Genomic DNA, 6,412 nt, shown 5'->3' with positions numbered 1-6,412 from the left:
CGCAAACCGTGCCCCGGCCTCCTGCAGAGCCAAACGCCCATCCGGTGTGCCCTCCCCATCCGCTTGACCAGTCTCGGACTTCACATTCCCTGGATCCCCAGCTGTGTACTGCCACGAATAAATGAAAAGAAAGATTTGGAGAAGGGCAGTAAAAAAGCAAAGAAGGGCTTAACTGAGGCGGCGTTTGGTATTTAGCACAGGTCATGACATAGAGATTTAATGCAACTGACGTGGGATTAACAGTAAAGCGTCAAGACATTTTCGAAAATGCCTTGAGGGTTGAGGTTAAATTTTCTTATAATTCGTAAAATTGCATTTAATTACTTGAGCTAGAGAAAACCAGCAGGAAAGCGGGGAAGAAGGCCAGGGAGCCAAACGGGGGAAACAAGCGATACAGGGGTCATGTGGAAACCGTTTAGCGGAACTTAGGCTCCCGGCATGAAAAAAGGCGGGCAGACACTGAATTCCGAATCAGTGTCTGAGATGCCCCTGAACGGTAAAGTCATCAGGAGTTTACCGTGAATGGGCATCGGACCGCCTTTTTTCATGCCGGGAGCCTTAGTTCCACTTAACGGTTGGAACCAGACCCCTGTATCGCTTGTTTCCCCCGTTTGGCTCCCTGGCCTTCTTCCCCGCTTTTCTGCGTAACTTCCTCAATTAAATCCCAATTATATCCCCCTCCTCCAATCCATAGAGGACTGCAATGGTATATTTTATGTTTCTTTTATAATCCTCAAGCTTCATATTTTCATTAGGAGAATGATGTCCGCAGTCAGGATTTGCCGGGCCGATTCCGATGATGGGGAGGTTGGGCCACGGATCCCTCAGTACTGATGCCGGGCCGGGCCCTAACATGGTCAGCTCGATAACGAGAGGGTTCTTATACACAAAGGAAGCCGCATGTTTTAGTTCTTCCGTGATGGGCAGATTCACAGGGGTCCGCACTGCGGTCAGCGCATCCGTCAGGATGAGTTCAATATCCTGGAAACCATGCTTATCCAAATGCGCCCTGACCAGACGAAAAATGTCTTCGGCCTTTTGATCAGCCACTAAGTTGCAGGAAATTTTCGCGTAGGCGCTGTGGGGGACAATGTGTCTGGCCCCTTCCTCGCGGTAAACCTCTCCTGATTCCAGGCCGTTAATCGTGAAAGATGGTTCCAGATAGAGCCTTTCCTTCAATTCCAGCCCCTCTTTGCCCAGCAAAAAGGAATCCACATGGACATGTTCTTTCGCGCCTGCCTCATCGAATGGAAATTCGTCCAAAACCAGCCTGTCGGCGTCGGTTGGAGGAATCACACGATCATAAAAGCCCTCAATTAATACCCGCTCGGTAATCGGATCTTTCATTGTGGATAAGGCCCATACCAGCCGCCAGGCGGCATTGGGGCAGAGATTCCCGTTCCGGGCATGGACGTCGAAGGCGATTGGACGGCATCTCAATTCGAATTCTACGTCACCCCTCACCCCAAAGCTGGCCCAGGCTGTTTCACTGTCGCTGGTACGGCTGTTTTCCCAGAAGCAGACATCAGCGGCGGTGATTGATTTGAATATTTCCGGGTTCATTTGGCTGAACTTTTTCATGGATGGGCTGCCGGTTTCCTCGTCCCCTTCAAAAAGAAATTTTAAATTGACCGGAAGGCTGTTCTCAACTGCTCTTATGGCTTCCAGGGCCTGGAGACGGGCCATCAGGCATCCTTTATTGTCGGAGATTCCGCGGGCGAACAGTTTTCCGTCTTTTATTACCGGATCAAATGGGGCGGTAGCCCATTGGGATAAGTCCCCAGCCGGAACAACATCATAGTGATTGTAAAATAAAATGGTATTTTTCTTACCGCTGATATCTGAGGCGGAAATCAGGCTGCTGCCGTTTTCTATGTCATGGATGGAGACTTCAAGGCCCAGTTGGTTCATTTTTTCCGCTATAAAATCCCTGGCCGCCTTCAGTCCGATGTCATTTCCCTCCACGCTGGGAAGGGAGGCAATCCGGCAGAGTTCTTCTGCCATGGCGTCAAAATGCAGGTCAACATATTGAAACATCTGTTCAAGGGATTTGTACCGCTCTTTTTTTATCATAGTAAACCTCCGTAACAGTTCAGGCTTGTCTGAACTGATATAAACCTTCCTCTATGGAAGCCTGGGAATGATTTCTCTGGCAATGGCGTGTATGGTAGGCTCCCCGGTTTGGGTGACATGGGCTTCTACGGTTATTACCACGTCCTTTTCAGGCACCACCACGCAGTACTGGTCCTTTGCCCCGCAGGCAAAATACCATTTGCTCCAGGGACCGATCCAGAAGAAATACCCATAGGTCGCGCCGATGGTATTATCGTTATAGAGTTCATATCCGGGCAGGGTTTTTGTGGATACCGTATAAGAACGGGGAGTGGTTGCTTCCTGAACCCAGCCTTCGGGGAGAATCCGTCTCCCTTCCCAAATGCCGTCCTGCAGATATAAAAGCCCCAATTTGGCATACTCAAAAACATCCAGCATGAGGCCGCTGGCGCCGAAATCATAGCCTGACGGACAATGCTCAACTGTGTAAACATCCTGAATGCCAAGGGGATCGAAAAGCCTGGGGCGCAGATAGTCAATCAGCCCCATTCCGGCCCGGCGCTGTATCAGCACTCCCATGAGATAGGGGCCGATATTGTTGTACAGGAATTTTTCCCCTGGATGATAGACGACTTCCTGGCTTAACGAATACTTCACCCAGTCGGAAATCTGCCTCATGGCTTCTCTTTGCGCGCCCATGAGATGTTCATGGGAAAACCCCATGGTCATGGTCATCAGGTGTTTCAACTTCATTTCTTTCATGAGAGGGGAAGGTTCGTTTTGAAAATCTTCTGCAAAACAGTCCGTCACATAGTCTTCCAAAGAAAATAATTTTTCATGGACGGCAAAACCAACTGCTGTGGAACAGAAGCTTTTGGTGCCGGAACGGATATCAATGCGTTTAACCGGTTTCCAGTGCTTTTCTGCGATCAGTTTTCCATTTTTATGGACAATGCAGTTGTAGAGATCCAGACCTTCCCGTTCCACCCGGTTAATGAAAGGGGTGAGATCCATATCGTTGTTGGTATGATTTATCATAAAACAATGTCTCCTTACTTATGATTTTTGCAATAACAGGTCTCACTCAGCATAACACACGCTGCCTTGGATCATAGGGGGATAATATTTAACAGGATACACACCGATACGGAGATCCAGGATATGAGCAGTCCCCATTTCCAGGCGAATTTCCAGTGTTCCCTGAATGATACTCCCGTAAGGCCCAGGCCAATATACATGGCTGGTGTGGTAGGATGAATGAAAACCAGGGGCACCCATGGTACCAGATAGGATATGGCGGCCTGGAGAGGCGTAAGGTACTGGGCGCATATTTTCTGAACCATCGGAACGATGGAGTAGCAGCAGGCATAGTGATCCAGGCCAAGGGCGTCCAAAATGGGCCAAAGGAAGGAAAGGATGCCGCTCAGGTGTTTGGTAGAAGCTCCGCCGATGATAGTTTGTATCACTTCCAGCATGGACGGCTGGATGGGGCTGTAACCGATAACTCCGACAAATACTCCGCAGGCCAGCAGAAGGGACACCATGCTCATGCAGGCGGGCGCATAGGCGTTCAGCCGTTCGCCCTGCAGCTTTGCTCCTCTGTAGTTCACGCAGAGTGCCAGACAGCAGGCAATCATAAAACAGACATAGATGGGCAGATCACTGATGAAGATTGCCGCTATTGTCACAAAGATTAAAATCACGTTAAACCAGAAATACTGAGGCCTTAACAGCGCCTTTTCTTCTTCCGATTTCTGAAACTCCTCATGGCTTTCCAACGGGCTGCTGCTTCCGGCCCCTCTTCTGATTTCCAGCTTGGCAAAAACAAATGCCAGAGCGAAACAACAGATCAGCCCTGTAACGAAGGCGGGCAGCATTGTCTGGAAAATAGCGAAAGAATCAATGCCAAAGGCTCCCGCCAGACGGCCCGAAGGCCCGCCCCAGGGTACGGAGTTCATGACCCCGGCGGTCAGGGCGACCAGACCCATTAACACCACAGGGCGCATGTTCATTTTCTTGTAAAGAAGAATAAACGGCGGAATGACGATGAGAAATGTGGTGGCTCCCGAGCCGTCGGCATGGCCGATCATGGTTGCGGCTACGGTGAGAAGGCATACGGGGAGAACCCCTGTGGCCTTCCGGGTCATTTTACTGACCAAGGTATCAAAAACTCCGGCATCCATCATGATGTTAAAAAAGATGATGGCAAAGGTAAACATGGTTATGGTTGAAAGCTGGTCTTTCATGCCTGACATGGCCCAGTCGGCAATATCCGCCGGGGATGCGCCCATGATGAGACAGCCGGTTAAAGGAACTGCCAGCATCGGGACTAAAGGTGAGGTCCGGCCGATCATCATGGCGATCATAAGCGCCAGCATCATGAAAACCCCAAGTGCCGCATACATAGTAATACTCATTCCATTTCCCTCCAATACAGATGAACAAGTCAACAGATTCCAGTGAATTCAAGGGCGCATTTGGATCCGTGTGTGCACGCCTTAAAATACCGTAAAATAGACAGACAATATTGTTTGCTTATGATTATATAGTAACAAATTCATCCTTCTTGTGTCTAATGAGAATGGGACATAGTTATTATGACAAAGTGTCATGGAATGGCTACGGCTCACTTCCTATCCGCCGGGCTGCGGTAAGCTCTTTTAGAGTTCTGCGGCCTCTACAGATAAATAGGGGGAATGGCGGACGATATCACATGTAATCTCCAGGAATTTCTGGGCCAGAGGGGAAATGCCTTCGTGCTTTCTGTATGCGGCAGCCAGATTCATGGTAAATGGAGGGTTGTCCACAGTACAGAATACTGGTTTTTTATAATAAGCTGGATACAGGGCGCAGGTATCGGGGACAAAAGCCATTCCCATTCCTTCGCAGGCGAGGGCATAGATGAGATCGCAGTTGGTATATTTCCGGATCTGTCCGGGCTGGATATGATAGCGGGCGAATATCTGGCGGGTACACTGGGTGATGCCGTGGCCTTCCGGCGCAAACAGGAAGGTTTGACCGTTCAATGCGTCGGGAGGAAGGGACAGGGGATGGTTTACGCTGCTGTCGGGCAGGATTTTCCCTTCCAGAACCGGATGGCCGTAAGGAACCGCCAGAAGAAGCCGTTCCTGTGTGATCATGGTATAGGTGAGGTCTTCGGAAATTACGGGAAGATATTGGAAACTCATATCCAGGTGACCGTTTAAAAGTTCCTGTTCCAGAAATTTGCTGCCTCCCAACACGATCTGTACCTCCACTTCCGGATAAGTCCTGGTGAATTCGGGGAGTATGTGAGGCGTCCAGAATTCATTTCTTCCAGGCCCCATTCCGACCCGGATACGGCCTTTTCTAAAGGACATGATTTCCTCCAATTCCCGGTTCATTGCGGACTGGATGGAAAGGAGCTGTTTCGCTTTTTCGATATAGCATTCGCCTGCAAATGTGAGGCGGACAGGCACGACATTTCTGTCGAAAATCTTGATTCCCAGTTCTTCTTCCAGCCGGTTTAAAGACTTTGTCAGGGCGGATTGAGATATGTATAAACGTTCCGCGGCTTTTGAGATATTTTTCTCCTGGGCTACGGCAACTGCGTAGCTTAACTGTTCGAATGTCATGCTGTTCCCCCTCTTTTGTCTGGTTTGTTGTTTTGTTAAAATGATGCGGTCCACAGTTCCCTGTGACATTAAAACCATTATATAACAATCACATCCGGCTTTCAATTTATGATAAAATTACCCTGGTTTGCCTTTGGTATATGTAAAAATTAAGATATATGTAAAAGCAGAAGGCCGCTGTGATGTGATAATATAAAACCAGAGGATTAAAGCATAGGTAAAACAGAGTAAAGTTTAGGAGGTAAAATCATGAAAAAGATCACATGTGCAGCAGTGGCAGCCATTCTTCTGGCCGGGTCGGCCATTCTCGGCTTCGCCGCAGGCAAAAGGAGCGTAAAACCAGTTGTGGGCACCACATTTTATGCCACAATTGAACGGAAAAGTGCAGACAGCATCATTGCAGCAGGACTGGAAATCAATGATATTAACAGCCGGGGACGGTTCGAATGCCGGATCAGCGATAAGACGGTTCTGGATTGGAGATATACGGACATCTCTCTGGAAGATCTGGATGAGGGGGATCTGGTGGCTGTTACTTATACTGGAGAGGTGTTGGAGATCAGTCCGGCTGTAATTAATGATGTTTTAAGGGTGCAGCTTTTAGAGGATGAGAAATGAGGGGGGAAACGGAGAACTTTTTTACATTGAGCGTGACAGGGAGCGTGGACATGGAGCGTGGACAAGGAGCGTGGACAAGGAGGGTGGACATCGAGGGTGAAGGGATTTTCGAAAATGGCCTCACACTT

5 protein-coding genes are annotated in these 6,412 nt (G+C 49.0%); 1 reads left to right on the top strand and 4 read right to left on the bottom strand.

Annotated features, from left to right (window positions below; all coding sequences use genetic code 11):
- Positions 1-657 precede the first annotated feature (657 nt).
- The 4 genes from GPL15_RS26520 to GPL15_RS26505 all read right to left on the bottom strand — a co-directional run bounded on the left by GPL15_RS26520 (position 658) and on the right by GPL15_RS26505 (position 5,666).
- On the bottom strand, positions 658-2,073 hold the full coding sequence (locus GPL15_RS26520; protein ID WP_215701685.1) for a M20/M25/M40 family metallo-hydrolase: 1,416 nt from the start codon (positions 2,071-2,073) through the stop codon (positions 658-660).
- A gap of 51 nt (positions 2,074-2,124) precedes the next feature.
- On the bottom strand, positions 2,125-3,090 hold the full coding sequence (locus GPL15_RS26515; RefSeq protein WP_215701684.1) for a serine hydrolase: 966 nt from the start codon (positions 3,088-3,090) through the stop codon (positions 2,125-2,127).
- A gap of 71 nt (positions 3,091-3,161) precedes the next feature.
- Positions 3,162-4,469 carry an SLC13 family permease gene (locus GPL15_RS26510; RefSeq protein WP_215701683.1) on the bottom strand — a complete coding sequence of 436 codons (1,308 nt, stop codon included), beginning with the start codon at positions 4,467-4,469 and terminating at the stop codon, positions 3,162-3,164.
- Positions 4,470-4,712: 243 nt separating this feature from the next.
- The gene (locus GPL15_RS26505) at positions 4,713-5,666 is read right to left on the bottom strand and encodes a LysR family transcriptional regulator (protein ID WP_215701682.1); all 954 of its coding nucleotides are present in this window, start codon (positions 5,664-5,666) and stop codon (positions 4,713-4,715) included.
- A gap of 249 nt (positions 5,667-5,915) precedes the next feature.
- On the opposite strand from GPL15_RS26505, the gene GPL15_RS26500 reads away from it, so the two are divergent.
- A complete protein-coding gene (locus GPL15_RS26500) occupies positions 5,916-6,284 on the top strand; it encodes a hypothetical protein (protein ID WP_215701681.1) in 369 nt (122 codons plus the stop codon).
- Positions 6,285-6,412 lie beyond the last annotated feature (128 nt).

This window comes from Clostridium sp. MCC353, assembly GCF_018785315.1.
GTDB lineage: Bacteria > Bacillota > Clostridia > Lachnospirales > Lachnospiraceae > CHH4-2.
Note: the sequence above shows the minus strand (reverse complement) of the source record. Positions and strands in the feature narration are given on the sequence as shown.